Source organism: Spongiimicrobium sp. 3-5 (genome assembly GCF_046557915.1).
In the GTDB taxonomy this organism is placed as follows: Bacteria; Bacteroidota; Bacteroidia; order Flavobacteriales; family Flavobacteriaceae; genus JBHEBG01.
This window is the reverse complement of the sequence record NZ_JBHEBG010000001.1, coordinates 1,740,597-1,758,030: the sequence shown is the minus strand read 5'-3', so window position 1 is coordinate 1,758,030 and position 17,434 is coordinate 1,740,597. Positions and strand designations below refer to the sequence as shown.

The following is a 17,434-nucleotide window of genomic DNA, read 5'->3' as shown; positions in this document are numbered from 1 at the left end:
TGGTCGGAAAAGGTTTTTAAAGTAGCCGAGGATAGATTGCATAAGGGATGATTCATCAAATATTAAGAAATCTAATCGAAAAAAGAAAGCTAAGCCTAATTAAAATATGTGATCCAAATGGGCACATATCCCTTTACTCCTGAAATATGAGCTGTCCGTTGAACAAAATCTCGATATCTACCGCAGGCGGTCGGTTAAAGCTTAAAACATCGCCGGTTCCCCGGACTACGCCACTTAGCGACTGCTGTGGGTTTATAAGTATATCGTTAGATCCTCTATGATCAATGGAAACATTCTGTGCAGTTAAGGTTTCGGCAGCAATTCTTGAGTCTCCGGCGGCAATGGTTATACCAAGATTATTCGTTATGCCGCTAAGCTTAAAAAAAGCGATACCGTTGGTAGCCAACGTAACATTTTCCGAATCTAGTTCTAGGTCAAATTCACCATCGGTAGTCTCGGCGGTAGCATCTATAAAACTTTCGGATAGTAAATTTAGGTTCGGATAAGTTAAAACCCCATCACTGATGATGGGAAAACCTGTACTACTTCTAATCTCGGTGATATTTGGTGCGGTAACAAATATGGTTGTTGTTCCAAAATCGCGCACATAATTACAATCGTTTTCATCGCGTAAAACTAATCTATCACCTTCCACAGTTGCGCTTACCTCATCACGTAAAAACTCTCCCGTCTCTATCTCAACAAGGTGTTCCGTACCAGTGCGCAGTACCATTTTCACATTTTCAAATACGGTAATCTTTGTAAACTCGGTAATGGAGACCTCTTCCCGTATTAGTTCCCCGGAATTCTGAAAACAATCGGGTACGTTATCGCCATTACATGCGCAGAACACCGCAGCCATAATAAAAAGCAATATATATATCCCCTTTTTCATAATCTTATTCCAATTCCAAATTCTACAGCTTCTGCCTTTGCCCCGTGCGATTTTAGCGTAACCGCGCCAAACCATTTGTTTCCAAAATATCGTTTTAGACCAATACGGTTGTATACCCTGCCTTCAAAGTCGAAAGGATAATAAATATAGTAGCCCAATTGTGCAATCGCCGACATTTTATTTATGAATAACTCGTGTCCTATAAACAAACCTACTCGCTTAAAATCATCATCTGCGGACACATCCAACTCTGGAAAAGACGTAGCTTGGAACCGAATAAGCTCTTTAAGGAAATTGGAGAAAAAGACATCGGTTCCAATTTGTAATGCGCTGAACCTTCCCAAACGTTTATCGGCATAGGCCGAGAAAATATAAAAGGGGTATTGTCCCAAATCAATTACATCACTCTCATTAACACCACTCCTAAATACCAGATTAAACTGCAATGGGTCTTTATACTCTTGTACTTCTTCATTTTCATCAATTACATAATCTATCGTTCGTTTTGGATTTAGGTCATAGATCAGTCCCACATTAAGGGCCAACGTATTGGTGGAGGTGTTGGGAGCCTTAAAATTGGCATTGGAATAATGGAATACGGATAGACCTATCTTAAAACCCAGCTCTTTAAAAACCCGTTCCCTATGATAATTCAGCATTAGATAGGTAGAACTTAGCAGGTGAGATCCGTAGGCATTGTTTCTAAAGTTCTCTTCTTTATCGTACGGATTGGTGTTGTATGCAATTCCTTGACCCACCCTAAATTGTAAGTTCCTTTTAAAAAAGTAAAAATTATAATGCGCATAAAGACCAAAATTTTTGCCCAAAGTAGCATTATTTGTCTCATGATATACATAGGAGTAACCAAGATCTGGATAATTATACCTCCGCTCCCACTCCTTATGGCCGTATGTCTTTCTATGGTAACCGATAACGACCCCTGCAGGGTGCTTGGTGATTAAATGAGAAATATCTGGGTTGTGCAGTACAATGGATCCGTAAAAATGGTTTGCATCTAAAGTAGACTTCTTGGAAACCTCTTCCTGAGGAAAACAAAAAGCAATAGGCAATAGAAGACTTAATACAAGGTTAAATTTCATGGGGTGTAAAAATAGAAAATAAATTCCGTTGTTGGTTTACAACGTGTATCACCCGCATTATAAAATTATTACGTCTCGTTATTCCTAGTCCCAGGGTTAGAAGATGGCCTTTGCAATCGCTTTAACATTATCAGATTTACCCATGGAATAGTAGTGTAACAACGGTACTCCTGCTTTCTTTAACTCCACGGACTGTTGTATGGCCCATTCTATACCGACCTGACGTACTGCTTTATTATCTTTACAATTGTCCACTGCATCTATAAGATCTTGAGGTAAATCTATTTTAAACACTTGAGGTAATATTTGTAAGTGACGTTTTACCGCTATTGGTTTTATTCCAGGAATTATGGGCACGGTAATACCTATTTCCCTGGCTGCGTCAACAAATTCGAAATACTTTTTGTTGTCGAAGAACATTTGGGTAACAACATAATCGGCCCCGCCATCTACCTTTTCTTTAAGTCGTATTAAGTCCGACTTCAACGAAGGGGCTTCCAAGTGTTTTTCCGGATACCCGGCCACCCCGATACAGAAATCGGCACAATCGTCTGTCTCTATTACCTCATGGAGATATTTACCGCAGTTAAGATCGCGTATTTGCTTTACTAAATCCAAAGCAAAGGGATGCCCTCCGGCAGTAGGCTTAAAAAACTTTTCCTCTTTCATGGCATCGCCACGCAAGGCCATAACATTGTCTATACCCAAATAATGACAGTCTACCAAGAGATATTCCGTCTCCTCCTTGGTAAAGCCTCCGCAGAGCACATGTGGAATGGTATCTACGTTGTATTTATGTTTTATGGAAGCACATATACCTACCGTGCCGGGCCGCATGCGGGTCAGTTTTTTGTCTAACAGGCCTTCCCTATCAATATAGACAAACTCTTCCCTAGAGGTGGTAACATCAATGAAGGGAGGGTTAAATTCCATCAATGGATCTATATTGTTATAGAGTTCCTGAATATTTCTTCCCTTAACCGGCGGAATAATCTCAAAAGAGAACATTGTTTTTCCGTTGGCCTTGGTTATATGGTCTGTTACTTTCATAATTCTTTGTTATTCTTAAGTGGTAAGCACATTTTTGACTCTAATCCACAATATTTGGAGCCAGCCACTTAGCTGCGTCCTCTTTGGCAATACCTTTTCGTTTTGCAAAATCTATTACCTGATCTTCCTTTATCTTACCCAATCCAAAATATCGTGCCTCAATATTGCCAAAATAGTATCCGCTTACGCTTGCTGCGGGCCACATTGCCAAACTTTCTGTTAATTCTACGCCTATTTTGTTCTTTACTTCCAAGAGTTCCCAAATGGTAAGTTTTTCTAGGTGATCGGGGCAAGCCGGGTAGCCCGGTGCTGGCCGTATACCTTTGTACGCTTCGCCAATTAATTCTTCATTAGAGAGTATCTCATTCCCTGCATATCCCCAATGCTTGGTACGGACCTCTCTATGCAAATATTCGGCAAACGCTTCCGCCAAACGATCTGCAAGTGCTTTTATCATTATTGAACTATAATCATCCAATTTCTCTTCAAAGTCCTTTGCAAGTTCCGCAGTACCGAAACCGGTAGTTACGCAGAAGCAACCTATATAATCATCTACCGTGGAGGTTTTTGGTGCAATAAAATCGGACAAGGCAAAATTTGCCACGCCTTCTCTCTTTTTCAACTGTTGCCTTAAGGTTCTAAAAGTATACGTATCCCCTTCATGGGTTACTTCAATATCATCATCATTGACGGTATTTGCCTTAAAAAGTCCAAATATTCCTTTGGCACTCAACTGTTTTTTATCTACCACGGTCCTGAGCATTTTTTTTGCATCGTCAAAAAGCTCCGTCGCCTGTGCTCCTACTACCTCATCGGTAAGGATCGCTGGGTATTTTCCATGTAAATCCCAACTTCTAAAAAAGGGCGTCCAATCAATAAAATCCAAGAGCTTTTCCAGTTCCATTTCTTCAATTACCTGAATCCCCAATTGATTGGGCTTTACAATCGGTGTTGTCTTCCAATCTATTTTGAAATGGTTTTGTCTTGCTTCATCAATGGTTAAATATTCTTTCTGCTTGGTACGTTTTAAAAATTTATCTCTAAAATCCTCATAATTTAATTTGATATCCTCCTTGTATTTGTCCGCTGTTTCTTTATGCAATAAATCTCCCACAACGGTAACCGCTCTAGAGGCGTCGTTGACGTGTACTACAGCCTGACTGTATTGGGTATCTATTTTAACAGCGGTATGGGCCTTGCTTGTAGTGGCTCCGCCTATTAATAGAGGTACTACAAAATTTTGACGTTCCATTTCCTTGGCCAAAAATACCATTTCATCCAATGAAGGCGTTATCAATCCGCTTAAACCAATGATATCTACCTGTTCTTCTTTGGCAGCATTGATTATTTTCTCTGGGGGAACCATTACGCCCAGATCTACTATTTCGTAATTATTACAGGCAAGAACCACACTTACAATATTCTTACCAATATCGTGCACATCTCCTTTTACAGTGGCCATAAGAATCTTTCCCGCACCCTTGGCGTCTCCAGATTGGGGATTGTTTCTTTTTTCCTCCTCAATGTAGGGTAACAGATAAGCAACGGCTTTTTTCATTACCCTGGCAGATTTAACCACTTGAGGCAAGAACATCTTACCGCTACCAAAAAGATCCCCAACAACGTTCATTCCGGTCATTAGATGACCTTCAATGACCTCGATTGGTTTTGCAACGCTTAATCTCGCTTCTTCTACATCTTCCACTACGTACTGGTCTATACCTTTAACAAGGGCCCTGGTAATTCTTTGTTGTAGAGGTTCCTCTCGCCAAGATAGGTCTACTTTGCTTTCTTTAGCTTTCCCCACAACGGTTTCTGCAAAATCTAGCAAGCGTTCCGTGGCATCATCCTTTCTATTAAGAATCACATCTTCTACACATTCCAATAAATCTTTAGGGATATCATCATAGACCTCTAGCATCGTAGGGTTTACAATTCCGATATTCATACCCGCTTTAATGGCATGGTAAAGAAACACGGAATGCATAGCTTCCCTAACAGGGTTATTGCCTCTAAAACTGAACGATACATTACTAACTCCCCCACTAACGCTGCAATGAGGTAGGTTTTCCCGTACCCATTGAGTTGCCTCTATAAAATCTAGTGCATTTCTTTTATGCTCATCCATTCCCGTCGCCACAGGGAAGATATTGAGATCAAAAATGATATCTTCTGGCGGAAAATTTACTTCGTTTACAAGAATGTCGTAAGATCGCTTGGATATTTCTATTCGGCGTTCGTAATTATCTGCTTGCCCTACTTCATCAAAGGCCATTACAATTACGGCAGCACCATAGCGTTTTATCAATTTTGCTTGTTCCTTAAACTGTGCTTCTCCTTCTTTTAAACTTATGGAGTTTACAATACACTTGCCTTGTACCACTTGTAGTCCGGCTTCAATGATATCCCATTTAGAACTGTCTATCATTATGGGAACACGGGCAATATCGGGTTCTGCAACAATAAGGTTTAAAAATCTTACCATGGCTTCCTTGCCGTCTATTAAACCATCATCCATGTTAATATCGATGATTTGGGCACCCCCGTCTACTTGATCTCTGGCAATGTCCAAAGCTTCTTCAAATTTCTCTTCTTTTATTAATCGAAGAAACTTCTTGGAACCAGCAACATTGGTACGTTCCCCAACATTGACAAAGTTACTTTCTGGGGTAACCACCAAGGGTTCCAGGCCAGAAAGTTTTAAATATTTTGGTTGGATCTCACTCATGTAATACGTTGATCAGAAATCATACTTTAATTAAACCAATAATTTTTCGGACTGCAGTTGTCTGGGTTTAAATTCTTTTGTTAAATCTGCCATTGCCTTAATATGTTCTGGTGTGGTACCGCAACATCCACCAACAATATTAACAAGGCCCTTCTCTAAATATTCTCTTATTTGAGCTGCCATTTCCTTTGGGGTTTCATCGTATTCACCAAAAGCATTGGGCAATCCTGCGTTAGGATGTGCCGAAACCGCGTGTTCTGTTTTTGCCGATAAAACCTCTAAATGCGGTACCAGTTGGTTAGCTCCCAAGGCGCAGTTAAACCCTACTGATAAAATTGGTATATGCGATACGGATATTAAAAAGGCTTCCGCCGTCTGCCCAGACAAAGTTCTTCCGGATGCATCCGTAATGGTTCCGCTTACCATAACCGGAATTTGTATATTACGTTCCTCCTTTACTTCCTCAATAGCAAACAATGCAGCCTTTGCATTGAGCGTATCAAAAATTGTTTCTACCAATAGAAGATCTGCTCCCCCATCCAATAAAGCCTCTGCTTGTTGTTTATAAGCTATCTTCAATTCCTCAAAGGAAACAGCCCTAAAGCCAGGATCGTTCACATCTGGGGACATACTTGCCGTTTTGTTGGTTGGCCCCATACTTCCGGCCACGAATCTTGGCTTGTTCGGCTCTTTTGCCGTAAACTCATCGGCTACTTCCTTGGCGATCCGAGCAGACTCAAAGTTTAGTTCATACACCAAGTCTTCCATATGGTAATCCGCCATCGCTATTGTAGTTCCCGAAAAGGTGTTTGTCTCTACAATATCGGCACCGGCTTCAAAATACTTTCGATGAACTTCACCGATGGCAACAGGCTGGGTAAGTGACAAAAGATCATTATTACCCTGCAATGGATGTGCCCAGTCCTTGAACCGCTCCCCACGAAAGTCTTTTTCAGTAAATTTATAGCGTTGTAGCATGGTACCCATTGCACCGTCCAACACCAAAATCCTGCTTTTTAATATCTCCTGAATATTTTTCATTCTGTAACTTTTGATAATATGCTCATCGGCAATCAAATCCATCCAGCCCAAATCATACATTATGTAATCTGATAGCGCTGTGTTAATTGCCAAAATGCAGCCAATCCCTATTGTAGATCGCTGCTATTTTTTAGTATTTATCAAGTAAGGACAAGGTATAAACGGAAGTCTTGCTTTTTTGTTATCTATTCCGCAATTGCAGATAGAACGTAGCACCTACTTCTGAATCCCAAAAGAATGGGAAAAAGGGTTGCTAAGGCTTCAACGGATCTATTCCCTCCACCTTTCTTGATAACACTTTCATTCTTAATTATGAACTGGGTACAAAGAAACGCCACTATATGATTAAAAACAAGGAAAGTAGTCCTTTTTTAATTCATATACGGGTAGTGACCGGCCCAACCCTGAGGGTTCCATACCTCTGGGCCGGACCAGTTAAAAAACTAAAGATTATACCAATATGCTTTGTACAACCTCTTTTTTGGCTTCTTTTTTAGTACCGTCGAACCCTTCTACACCCCCTACGGTCGTATATTTCATTACATACCGTTTTCCGGGATTTATTACTTGATAGGCACTCTGGCACATAACTGCTGCTTCATGAAATCCGGAGAGTATAAGTTTTAATTTACCCGGATAAGTATTTACGTCACCAATAGCGTATACACCGGGAATATTGGTCTGATAATCGTAGGCGTTATTAACTTTTATGGCATTCTTTTCTATTTCGAAACCCCAATCCCCTATAGGACCCAATTTTGGTGACAGACCAAACAAAGGAATAAAATTATCTACTTCTAAGTAGGTTTCTCCCTTTTCCGGATCATTGTGTTTTATGACTACTGCTTCCAAATTGTTTTTCCCATGCAGTTCTTTTACTTCGGCCTCAACAAACAATTGAATTTTGCCTAATTTGGCCAATTCCGCTGCTTTCTCAACAGAATCCAGTGCGCCCCTAAACTCACTACGCCGGTGTACTAAAGAAACTTCAGAAGCAATATCCGCCAGAAAAATGGCCCAATCCAAGGCAGAATCCCCACCGCCGGCAATAACTACTTTTTTGTTACGATATACTTCCGGGTCCTTTACCATATAAGCAACGCCCTTATCTTCAAAATTGTTTATGTTGGGAATAGGCGGTTTCCGTGGCTCGAAAGAACCCAGACCTCCGGCGACGACCACTACTGGAGCTTGGTGTTTTGTTCCTTTATTTGTAGTTACAACAAAAGAACCATCATCCAATTTATCTAAGGTTTGTGCACGTTCTCCCAGGGTAAAACCTGGATCAAAAGGCTTAATTTGCTCCATGAGATTATTTACCAAATCCCCCGCAAGTATTTCTGGGAAAGCCGGAATATCGTAAATTGGTTTTTTAGGATATATCTCTGAACATTGCCCTCCGGGCTGCGGCAAAGCGTCTATAAGATGCGTTTTCAATTTTAAAAGTCCTGCTTCAAATACTGTAAACAAACCGGTAGGGCCCGCTCCAATTATCAATATATCTGTTTTAATCATCTTTATCTACTTAATTCTGGTTTAACTTCTTAATAATGTATTGTTACTATAATTTTCTGTTTGCTCCTGCCCATATTGTTGAACGGCATTGAGAAGTGTTGCCCTATGCTTCACCACTTCGCCGATTATTACTATGGCCGGATTGGCAAGTTGCTCTTTTGCTACTACCGCACTTATATTGGCAATGGTGCCAACACCTATCTTCTCGTCATTCCTAGTACCGTTTTGAATAATGGCTACAGGAGTTTTGGACTTCCCTTCTGCTTTAAAAAGTGCCACTATTTCCGAGAGTTTGCCCATACCCATTAGAATAACTACAGTGGCATTGGACTTGGCGGCCAATTGCACATCAGTAGACAGTTTATGTGCTTTGGTAGTACCTGTGATAACCCAAAAACTTTCTGCAGATCCCCTTTTGGTTACCGGAATATGCTGCGCGGCCGGTACTGCTAACGATGAGGATATTCCTGGAACCATGGATACTGCTAAGCCATGCTGTGCAGCATATTCCATTTCCTCTGCACCTCTTCCAAAAACAAAGGGGTCTCCTCCTTTTAAACGCACAACATGCCCATGGGTTTTGGCCCTGCTAACAATCAATTCATTGATCTGTTCTTGTAGGTAGGCATAACACCCTTTACGTTTTCCAACATAAATATGTTCGGCATCGGGTGCATACGCCAATAGCGCTGTATCTACCAAAGCATCGTAAAGTACTACATCCGCATTTTCCAAGGCTCTTATGGCCTTTAGCGTAATTAGTTCTATGTCTCCGGGGCCTGCCCCGACCACTGTCAATTTTGCTTCGCTATACATGTTGCAGTTCTAATTCCCTAAAGGATTCTACTTGCTTTAAAAATCTTTCAGCATCTTCCAAATATGCTTTGGCAAAAGCTTCGGTAGGTCTGTTTTTATTTAATTGAAGTGCCAAATCTTCAAAAGACCCATCAATATTTATATTTCCGGTTGCTATGAATTTTTCGTCAAAACTCTTTATGATACCGACATGCGTATTGGTCTTTACATTCTCGGCGGTAAGCAGGGCTTTGGCCGAGTTTACCATGGAAGAGTAAGAATGATAGATACTAGCTGCCCACTTCCCTTTTTCCAAGGTAGCTTTAGCGTTTTCTATTTTCTCCACACTTTCAAACAGCAGTGTAGCTATCAAATCAATGACTACGCCGGCGCATTCACCTATTCCTATGGCTTTTTCATATTTTTTGGTATTTCCCCAATCAATAAAATCCTCTTGCGATAGATTTTCAATATCGGATAGGGGCTTTAGAAAATCATAGAAGTAGTGCTCTCCTTGCTGGGCATAGTAATCTACGTATTTAGCTCCCTTGCCATTGGCTTCAAAATCATCCAAAATTAATCTTAGTGCCTCAGGACCTCTTTTACTGGGTATTTTTACAACCTTATCGGCAAAACTTCCTTGTCCATTGCCCCTGTTGCCCCCGCCAAGCAATACTTGTAACGCCGGGGCGACCAATTTATCCTTTGTTCTTATGGACATCCCTTGGAATCCTATATTGGCCATGTTATGCTGCCCACAGGCGTTCATACAACCGCTTATTTTAATTACCACATCCGGGTTATTTATATAATCTGGGTATTCTGTCTTTATAACCCTTTCCAACTCTTCAGCAATGCCAGTACTGCTTGCAATTCCTAAATTACAGGTATCCGTGCCGGGGCAGGCCGTAATATCCAACGCTTTGTTATAACCAGCTTCTACAAAACCCAGTTTTTCCAGTTCGATATAAAAGAAAGGTATCAATTCTTCTTTCACGTAAGGAATCAGTATGTTTTGTCTTAATGACAATCTGAGTTCCCCTGCGGCATACTTGGTTATCAAATCGGCCAATTGTCTGGCCTTATCGGTGTAAAAGTCGCCTAACAATACCTTGATACCAATAGCTACATAACCCTCTTGCTTCTGAGGCACTAAATTGGTAGATTTCCAAGCTTCAAATTTTTCTTGATTTTCTATAATTGTCTCCGGTACGGAGGTATTTGCAATTTTAACTTTTGGATAGGCTTCTGCATCAATAGGATAAGAATCATATGGAACAGCGGTTCGGACCTCTTCGAGTAATTTTTTAAAACCGTCCAAGCCTACATCTTTGAGGAGGAATTTCATTCTGGCCTTTGCCCTGCTCTTACGTTCTCCATAGCTATCGAAAACTCTGATAACAGCATCCATAAGCGGAATTATTTTATCGGAAGGCAAGAAACTAAACAGTTCATCGGCATGTCTGGGTTGCGAACCCAATCCGCCGCCTAGCATTACTTTAAAACCACGGATACCGTTGTTTATTTTAGCTATAAAACCAAGGTCGTGCATATAGGAAAGTCCGGTATCGGCATCACTGGCGGAAAAGGAAACCTTAAACTTACGACCCATTTCCTGACTGATAGGGTTTCTAAGAAAATACTGGAACAGTGCATGGGCATATGGAGATACGTCAAAAGGTTCGTCCAGGTCTATTCCTGCCGTTTCACTTGCCGTTACGTTCCGTACGGTGTTTCCACAAGCTTCCCTAAGGGTAATATCGTCTTTTTCCAATTGCGCCCATAGTTCTGGGGTACGATCCAAATCCACATAGTGTATTTGTATGTCTTGTCGGGTAGTGATATGCAATCTACCTGTAGAATATTCGTCCGAAACATCACAGATCCTCCTAAGCTGATCGGCGGTTACCTTGCCATAGGGAAGTTTAATCCGAATCATTTGCACACCTTCTTGACGCTGTCCGTATACGCCGCGAGCCAAACGCAAGCTTCGGAATTTCTCCTCGTCCAACTTTCCGTCCTTAAATTGACGAATTTTGGTTTCCAAATCAATGATGTCTTGCGCTACTATCGGATTTTCTATTTCTGTTCTAAAGCTTTGCATTATTTTATTTATTTATTATTCCTATGGATTTAGTAGGATAAATGTTTAAACTAATTCTTTATTTGCTGATATCTCTTAAACATTATCTTTGATTAGTTGATAAAGCCCACCCCGGCCGTAGCGTTGGTTTGGGTATCTATCAAAATAAAGGCTCCGTTATATTTATTGTCCTTGTAGGCATCGCAGTAGATCTGCTTGCTAAGTTTTATCCGCACTTCCCCAATTTCATTTAGATTCAATTTGTTATTGGAATCTATTTGTCCCGAAAAATCCGTGGTCATTACATGTTGTACCGCATCAATTTTAGACAATACTTTATTGGTATTATGCTGAATTACATATTTTGTTCCTGGTAACAATTGCTTATTGTCCATCCAGCAGACCGTGGCATTGATTTCCTTTTCTATTTTAGGTAATTCCCCGCTCTTCACGAGCATATCCCCTCTGGTTATGTTTATATCATCTTCCAGGGTAATACTAACAGAACTCCCTGCCTGCGCCTCATCATAGGTTTTATCAAAAAAGTAAATTTCCTTTATTTTTGAGCTTGTTAAAGACGGAAGTACGGTTACACTATCGCCTACTTTTAAACTTCCTCCGTAAATTTTCCCCGCATAACCCCTAAAATCGTGAAACTCATCCTTTTTGGGTCGTATTACAGTTTGAATGGGAAAACGGGCCTGTCCTCCATCATACACGTCAGCGGCTTCCAAGTTTTCCAAATGCCCTAAAATGGTATCACCTTCATACCATGGCATGGCATCGGTCTTATCAACCACATTATCGCCATTGAGTGCACTTACGGGAATATAACTAAGCTGTTGTTCGGCATAGGTACTTTTAAGGTTTAGACCTTCAAAATCGCGTTTAATAGTATTGAAGACATCTTGGGAATACCCTACAAGATCCATTTTGTTGACCGCCACGATAATATTTTTTACCCTTAGTAAATTATTGATGAAAAAATGGCGGTATGTTTGCTCTATGACTCCTTTTCTGGCATCTATAAGAATGATGGCCGCTTGTGAGGTTGAAGCACCTGTTACCATGTTTCTTGTGTACTCCACATGTCCTGGAGTATCCGCTATGATATAACTTTTTGTGGGTGTGGAAAAATAGATATGGGCTACGTCAATAGTTATGCCCTGTTCCCTTTCAGCTACCAATCCGTCCGTTGCCAAGGAAAAATCCAAATAATCATACCCCAATTTTTCGCTACTTTTCCTTATGGCCTCCAGCTTATCGTCCGTAAGGGATTTGGTATCGTAGAGCAACCTTCCGATCAAGGTACTTTTACCATCATCCACACTTCCTGCTGTTGCTATTTTTAGTACTTCCATTTGTTTTATTGGTATTGTCTAAACGTATTTCTTTCTTGTAATCCTTGTTACTTTTAAAAATATCCTTGCTGCTTTCTTTTTTCCATGGCAGCTTCCGATCTTTTGTCATCTATACGGGCACCTCGTTCCGAAATTTTGGATTCCCGAATTTCCGCTACCACTTTATCTATAGTATCCGCGTATGATAATACTGCAGCGGTGCAAGACATATCGCCCACCGTTCTAAAACGCACCATTCTTTCTTCAATTATTTCATCCTCGGCCCTAAAGACCACTTCGTCTTCCGCGGACCATATTAGTCCATCTCGCTCAAAAATATTGCGTTTATGGGCAAAGTAGATCGATGGTATCTCTATATCTTCTTTTTGGATGTAACTCCATACGTCCAATTCGGTCCAATTACTGATTGGAAACACACGAACATTCTGTCCCATTTCTATATTACCGTTGAGCATATCAAAAAGCTCTGGTCTCTGGTTTTTTTCGTCCCATTGGCCAAAATCATCTCTAACCGAAAATATGCGTTCCTTGGCCCTGGCTTTTTCTTCATCCCTACGGGCACCCCCGATACATGCATCAAACTTAAACTCCTCTATGGCATCCAAAAGCGTTGTCGTTTGCAAGGCATTTCTGCTTGCATACTTTCCTGTTTCCTCTACTACCTTGCCCTGGTCTATAGAATCTTGCACATTTCGTACAATTAGTTCTACTCCCAGTTCTTCGACCAGCCTATCTCTAAAAGCAATAGTTTCCGGAAAGTTATGTCCGGTATCTATATGCATCAACGGAAAAGGAATTTTAGCAGGATAGAAAGCCTTTTGGGCCAGTCTTACCAATGTAATGGAGTCTTTTCCTCCAGAAAACAGCAAGACAGGTTTTTCAAATTGTGAAACAACCTCTCTAAAAATATAAATGGCCTCACTTTCCAACGCGTTGGTCTGTAAGGAGGCAGAATTACCTTCTTTTATCAATGTGTCCAATTCGGGTACCAGTATATTCAAAATTTTATCTTTTTTAACTTCAAGGGCACCGGCCCGTAAAGTATTGTTTTACTTATTTAGGTATGTAAACCACATTCCCTGTTCTCTAGGACTTTTGTAGGGTCAAAATATTTATGTTCATTGGGCAACCCTCTATCTGTAAGGTAAACATCTAATTGCGCATCGTTCCAATGATAAAATGGACTTACCTTTAGTACCCCATCTTTGCTAAGGCTTAAAACATCGAGCGTATCGCGCAGTGCTGTTTGTCCTTTTCTTAAGTTGGTAAACCAAACATCCGGAGTATGTTCGGATAACGCCCTCCTAAAAGGTTCCAACTTTACTTGTTCGGTAAACTTTTTATGATTTGGGTCATCTATCCCAGGAATCCCCATTATGGCATCCCTATGGGAAGCGGTCTGTTTGGGTACGTACAATTTAATATTGAGCCCTAATCTATGGATTAGGTCCTCCGCATGTTTGTAAGTGTTAGGCGTGTTATATCCGGTATCGCACCATATTACGGGGATGTCCTCTTTAATGTTGGCAACAGCGTGGAGAATTGCCACCTCATAAGGCCTAAAGTTTGTTGTGACTACCGGTCTTTTGGCATTTTGGATCGCCCAAGCAATAATTTCTTCGGCAGGTATGCCTTTGAATTGTATGTTTAAATCCCTAATCTGTTGCGCTGTAAATCCCATGTTTTTTTCCTCCCAATTAGTTTAACTCTATTTACCCCATCCAATGTTGTTCCACAATCTTTCGTGAAAGAAGTAGAGGGCCATTTTTGTGAACAGTTCTACGATACCTATTGAGAAAGCAACGGACAAGGTCCCTGTGACAATCCAAGAAATTAAAATGGTATCCAACGTACCTATTACTCTCCAACTAATGGATTTGGCAATACTACGCTTTGGTTTTTCCGTTCTACGATCCGTTGCATAACTGCTTTTTGCGTTTCTTTTATTTAGAACTAATTGATCGGCAATCATAAAATTTTACTTTTAAATTATTATCCTATAGATTTACTAGGAAAAACAAAAATAACATTAATTCTCTATGGTAGACGTTAAAAAAGCATTAATATTATGTTTACCCTATAGTTTTAGTAGATTAATTAAAAAAAACCTTTATCTCTAAAGATTTTTTAGTGGTATTGGATTTATTTTATGAATTTGAAATTATATCTGCCAAGGTGTTGTTCCTGTACACTTGCAGGGCACTGTCCCTAACCTGAAGCATTAATTTATTAACAGCGCAAGTATTTTCGTCTGGGCAATCATCGCACTTTTCATAAAAATTTAGGCTAACGCAGGGCACCATGGCAATTGGGCCTTCCAAAACTCGTATTACCGTGGTCATAGGTATTTCGGAGGGGTCCTTTATAAGGTAATACCCTCCGCCTTTGCCTTTTTTTGAGCCTAACAGACCCGTTCTGCGCAGAGTTAATAAAATACTTTCCAAAAACTTTTGGGAAATATTCTCGTGCTTGGCAATTTCAGCAATTTGAACAGGCTCCTCTTTCTTTTGGACTGCCAAAAAAGCTAGGGCCTTAAGGCCGTATTTTGTTTTCTTGGAGAGCATATCACGAATATAGATAAAATCGTTCAAAAGCTCAACAAGAATACGGCTTTGAGAGATCCAAAAGTTAGATGGTTCTCCCCTTTTATCCACTTTGTTAAACTAAAGTATCAGTTCCATTTTTATGTTTCCGCGAAGATAAGGTGGGTTTTCTTCCAATGGCACTTCCTTAAAACCATACTTACGATAGATGTAAATTGCATTTTCCAAAATAGTATTGGAATAAAGCACCAACCTTTCCCAACCGTTCGTACGAGCATAATCTATGCAAAATTGCATAAGTTTCTGGCCAATTTTATGCCCCTGAAAACTTGGCGAAACTGCCATTTTACCCAATTCGTAGAACCCATTGTCCAATTTAATGAGTGAAAATGTTCCGGCGATGGACTCCCCTACTTGCGCAAAGAAAATAAACCCTCCTTTGTCAATAATGTTTTCTTCGCAGGCTTCCATTAGTTCGGTATCGTGTGGTTCTACCACAAAATATTTCTCTAGCCATTCCGTATTTAGTTGTGCAAAATCTTTGGCATATTTTGGTTCGAAAGAAATTATTTTAACATCCTTCATGCTACTTAAATTTAGTGTTGAAAATTTTGAAGTATCCTAGTGCTCAGGGCTTGTTCCTGTAACTTACCTTCTAAATGAGATATGTGCGCTGTTAGACTGTCCGCAGTAAATGTTGTGAGTTCCTTAACCTGTGTATCCATCACCTTCCATAAAGGAACCATCCTTTTGTGTGCCTCTCTACCCTTCTTGGTTAGATAAAACAATTTTTTACGCTTATCATTAACATCGGTCTTAAAACTGATCAGGGACTTATCGGTCAGTTTATTGAGTGCCTGTGTTATCGCCGGCTGTGTATATTGCAAGCTCTCCTGTATATACGAGTTGGTAACGGTTTCGGAGTCTGTAATTATCTTAAAAATGGGAAAAAGATAGGGATCAAAATCTATCCCTGCCCTGTCATAGACCAACTGTATTTCCTTCATTACAATACCGCTTAACCTGTTTAACCTGGATCCGAGACCCAATTCGGCCAACTTTTTTAGCTCATCTTTCATAATTGCTTATATAAGTACTTATGCAAATATATTATTTATTTCGATCACTCTAAAAAAAATGCTCTAATATTCGTTTACCCTAAAGCCTGTGCAATGTCCGCTATTATATCATCTATATGTTCCAACCCAACGGAAACCCTAACCGTACCATCGGAGATACCCACCATGGCTCTTTCTTCAGAGGACAACTTGCTATGTGTTGTAGACGCTGGATGGGTTATTATACTTCTAGAGTCTCCCAAATTGGCAGAAAGGGATAACAATTTTATGGAATCAAAGAATTTTTGGCCAGCCATTAGTCCGCCTTTTACCTCAAAAGCCACTACACAACCACCGGCACTCATCTGCTTTTTGGCCAATGTATACTGCGGATGCGACTTTAAAAATGGATATTTCACCCAGTTAACCTTATCATGGTCTTCCAAAAAAGTGGCTAGCTTCAATGCATTATCGCAATGCCGATCTACGCGCACTGCCAAAGTCTCCAAACTTTTAGATATTAACCAAGCATTAAAAGGAGACAGCGTAGGCCCCGTAATTCTGGCAAATCTGTATATCCGATCTATAAGATCCTTTCTGCCGACCGTAATACCTGCCAAAACCCGTCCTTGTCCATCCATTAACTTAGTCCCCGAATGTATTACCAAATCTGCCCCAAACTTAATTGGCTGTTGCAAATAGGGAGAGGCAAAACAATTGTCTATGACCAGCAAAAGATTGTGCCGTTTTGCAATTTTGCCCAATGCCTCCATATCCAAAATATCAACGCCCGGATTGGTCGGTGATTCGGCATATATAATTTTAGTGCGTGGGGTGACGAGCTTATCGATCTCATCCAATTCGTTGAACTTAAAAAAACTGGTGCTTATATCCCATTGTGGGAAAAACTGTGTAAAAAGATTATGGGTAGACCCAAAAATACTTCGTGCAGAAAGGATATGGTCACCATTTTGCAATAGGGCGGCAAATGTTGAAAATACAGCTGCCATACCCGATGCAAATGCAAAACCGTCCTCGGCGCCTTCCATTTTACATACCTTATCTATAAATTCGGAAGAATTGGGGTTAGAGTATCTAGAATATATATTTCGGTCTTTTTCCTCAGCAAAGGAAGCACGCATATCTTCCGCATCTTCAAAAACAAAACTTGATGTTAGGTACATGGGACTAGAATGTTCCAAAAATTGTGAACGTTCCAATTGCGTGCGCACAGCATCTGTTTCAAACTGGTTTTTTTTACTCAT

The 17,434-nt window shown here is 40.4% G+C and carries 16 protein-coding genes and 1 riboswitch; all 16 genes read right to left on the bottom strand.

Annotation, left to right across the window (positions count from 1 at the left end; translation table 11 throughout):
- Nucleotides 1-133: 133 nt before the first annotated feature.
- Nucleotides 134-895 (bottom strand): head GIN domain-containing protein, encoded by a 762-nt coding sequence (locus tag ACEQ81_RS07475; RefSeq protein WP_411030226.1) that lies wholly within the window; start codon nucleotides 893-895, stop codon nucleotides 134-136.
- Nucleotides 892-1,995 carry an acyloxyacyl hydrolase gene (locus ACEQ81_RS07470; protein WP_411030225.1) on the bottom strand — a complete coding sequence of 368 codons (1,104 nt, stop codon included), beginning with the start codon at nucleotides 1,993-1,995 and terminating at the stop codon, nucleotides 892-894. Before ACEQ81_RS07470 ends, ACEQ81_RS07475 begins: the two co-directional genes overlap by 4 nt.
- 96 nt (nucleotides 1,996-2,091) lie before the next feature.
- A complete protein-coding gene (metF, locus tag ACEQ81_RS07465; protein WP_411030224.1) occupies nucleotides 2,092-3,045 on the bottom strand; it encodes a methylenetetrahydrofolate reductase [NAD(P)H] in 954 nt (317 codons plus the stop codon).
- 40 nt (nucleotides 3,046-3,085) lie between these two features.
- Entirely contained in the window at nucleotides 3,086-5,773 is a 2,688-nt protein-coding gene (gene metH, locus ACEQ81_RS07460; protein ID WP_411030223.1) for a methionine synthase, read from the bottom strand.
- 30 nt (nucleotides 5,774-5,803) lie between these two features.
- On the bottom strand, nucleotides 5,804-6,814 hold the full coding sequence (locus tag ACEQ81_RS07455) for a homocysteine S-methyltransferase family protein (RefSeq protein ID WP_411030222.1): 1,011 nt from the start codon (nucleotides 6,812-6,814) through the stop codon (nucleotides 5,804-5,806).
- 178 nt (nucleotides 6,815-6,992) lie between these two features.
- A riboswitch (SAM riboswitch) is annotated at nucleotides 6,993-7,112 on the bottom strand.
- Nucleotides 7,113-7,264: 152 nt separating this feature from the next.
- Complete coding sequence (locus ACEQ81_RS07450) at nucleotides 7,265-8,329, bottom strand: NAD(P)/FAD-dependent oxidoreductase (RefSeq protein ID WP_411030221.1); 1,065 nt, start codon at nucleotides 8,327-8,329, stop codon at nucleotides 7,265-7,267.
- A gap of 21 nt (nucleotides 8,330-8,350) precedes the next feature.
- Complete coding sequence (gene cobA, locus ACEQ81_RS07445) at nucleotides 8,351-9,145, bottom strand: uroporphyrinogen-III C-methyltransferase (RefSeq protein WP_411030220.1); 795 nt, start codon at nucleotides 9,143-9,145, stop codon at nucleotides 8,351-8,353.
- Nucleotides 9,138-11,228, bottom strand: a complete 2,091-nt coding sequence (locus tag ACEQ81_RS07440) for a HEPN domain-containing protein (RefSeq protein WP_411030219.1) — start codon at nucleotides 11,226-11,228, stop codon at nucleotides 9,138-9,140. The genes cobA and ACEQ81_RS07440 overlap by 8 nt, the downstream gene beginning before the upstream one ends.
- A gap of 92 nt (nucleotides 11,229-11,320) precedes the next feature.
- Nucleotides 11,321-12,568, bottom strand: a complete 1,248-nt coding sequence (locus ACEQ81_RS07435; RefSeq protein WP_411030218.1) for a sulfate adenylyltransferase subunit 1 — start codon at nucleotides 12,566-12,568, stop codon at nucleotides 11,321-11,323.
- Between the two features lie 53 nt (nucleotides 12,569-12,621).
- On the bottom strand, nucleotides 12,622-13,560 hold the full coding sequence (cysD, locus tag ACEQ81_RS07430) for a sulfate adenylyltransferase subunit CysD (RefSeq protein ID WP_411030381.1): 939 nt from the start codon (nucleotides 13,558-13,560) through the stop codon (nucleotides 12,622-12,624).
- Nucleotides 13,561-13,625: 65 nt separating this feature from the next.
- Nucleotides 13,626-14,249, bottom strand: a complete 624-nt coding sequence (locus ACEQ81_RS07425) for a phosphoadenosine phosphosulfate reductase family protein (RefSeq protein WP_411030217.1) — start codon at nucleotides 14,247-14,249, stop codon at nucleotides 13,626-13,628.
- Nucleotides 14,250-14,276: 27 nt separating this feature from the next.
- Nucleotides 14,277-14,540: a DUF2061 domain-containing protein gene (locus ACEQ81_RS07420; protein ID WP_411030216.1), complete on the bottom strand. Its 264-nt coding sequence runs from the start codon at nucleotides 14,538-14,540 to the stop codon at nucleotides 14,277-14,279.
- Nucleotides 14,541-14,715: 175 nt separating this feature from the next.
- Complete coding sequence (locus ACEQ81_RS07415) at nucleotides 14,716-15,132, bottom strand: RrF2 family transcriptional regulator (protein ID WP_411030380.1); 417 nt, start codon at nucleotides 15,130-15,132, stop codon at nucleotides 14,716-14,718.
- A 99-nt stretch (nucleotides 15,133-15,231) separates the two neighbouring features.
- On the bottom strand, nucleotides 15,232-15,696 hold the full coding sequence (locus ACEQ81_RS07410) for a GNAT family N-acetyltransferase (RefSeq protein ID WP_411030215.1): 465 nt from the start codon (nucleotides 15,694-15,696) through the stop codon (nucleotides 15,232-15,234).
- 11 nt (nucleotides 15,697-15,707) lie between these two features.
- Entirely contained in the window at nucleotides 15,708-16,190 is a 483-nt protein-coding gene (locus ACEQ81_RS07405; protein ID WP_411030214.1) for a MarR family winged helix-turn-helix transcriptional regulator, read from the bottom strand.
- 74 nt (nucleotides 16,191-16,264) lie between these two features.
- A complete protein-coding gene (locus ACEQ81_RS07400) occupies nucleotides 16,265-17,434 on the bottom strand; it encodes a trans-sulfuration enzyme family protein (RefSeq protein ID WP_411030213.1) in 1,170 nt (389 codons plus the stop codon).